Here is a 1,443-nt window from a genome sequence, read left to right as displayed (position 1 = left end):
GGAAACATTGTGCCTTCCTTGCCACTAAGCAGCTTTGGGATCTCTAAAACATTCGAAGAAAAAAAGATAAAAAAAAGAAAATATGATGGCTTTTTACTAAATTGAATCAATCCCCTACCTTAAGATTATTCATGGAAGTGTCTGTTGTGCTTTTGTGTTTATTTATTAGCAGATTCTACAAATACTTACTAATCATATTATGGCATATTTTCGTTCACGTTGCTTGAATGCATCATCTCCACCTTCAAGAATTTCGCAAACGTGTTGCTTTATGCCTTGTGAATCCAATGTAATCTTGATGTTTTCATCGAACTCTCTCGTATTCTCAAGACTTCCTGATACATATTGAAATTTAACTCCATTCTTGTTTGGTGCATCTGTTCCATTTTGATTAGCTACAATCACTAATTCTGAATCAGCGCCAACTACAATGTTTGGATTGTGAGTTACCAGAATGATTTGCCTTTGTTTCTTCTTTTTAATCAAATATGTAACCAAGTCTTTATATATAGCCCTATTATCTAAATCATCTTCCGGTTGGTCAATGAGAATAGGGCAATCTTTAGTACTAAAATCTAGTAACAAGAGTAGAACAACAAACGCCTTTTTTCCCTCAGACATCTGACTAAAAATATCATCATAAACAATATTGTATGAAATCTCGAAATGGTTTGTAGCCATTAGCTCTATACATAATGAACTATGAGAATATTGCTGCTTTAGAGTAACTGTTCTACTCAGCAATTTTTCAAATAATTGATTTACTGACTTGAAATAATCCTCAACATTTTTTAAGTCAACTGAAACGATACCTTGACCTTGATAGCTTTGCTGATTAATACTTCTATGGAGCAAACCGCTGTAGCTTGGTTCGTTCAGCTTGGCAAATGCGTTTATTTCTAGTTTGTCTCTAGAAATACTTAATTCCTCTTTTATTGATTCGATTTTTGATAAGTACTGCCGATGAGACTCTTGAATCGATTTTTTTAAGGACTCAATTTGCTCTTTAAGCTTCTCTAATTCTTGCTTTATTACGAGTATATCAGCCAGCTTGTCCTTTTGGGTTTTTAACTTCAGTTCAACCTCTTTGTATTGTTGATTATTTTGAAATGCTGCTAAACCTTTTATAAATATTGGGTCTTCTTCAATCTGCTTTATTTTCTCAAGATTGTTGGCTTTAGCTGACCTATTGCCATTTTGAATATTGTCAATTTCTGAATTCCATTCTTTTTGAAACTTTGACTTTAATTCCTCAAATTTTGATTTAATAATTTGACGGTTTGCTTCGGAAATGGATACTAAATTACTGGTATCCGATTAAAAGCTATGTTATCAGTATTAATATAAGAAAAGTACAATTGGTGGAGGAAACCTCCACCAATATGATGATGTTTGAGTTTCTCACCACTGAAACATCATGGTTAAAAGTACAAATTTATCAGG

At 32.8% G+C, this 1,443-nt stretch carries 1 pseudogene; it reads right to left on the bottom strand.

The window, feature by feature from the left end:
* Nucleotides 1–192 precede the first annotated feature (192 nt).
* Nucleotides 193–1,302 (bottom strand): annotated as a pseudogene (locus AAOP42_RS06625) (AAA family ATPase); the annotation flags it as partial.
* Nucleotides 1,303–1,443: the final 141 nt, after the last annotated feature.

The sequence above is a fragment of the Reichenbachiella sp. MALMAid0571 genome, from assembly GCF_040151475.1.
GTDB lineage: Bacteria > Bacteroidota > Bacteroidia > Cytophagales > Cyclobacteriaceae > CAXBNB01.
This window is presented reverse-complemented; position numbering and strand designations above follow the sequence as displayed.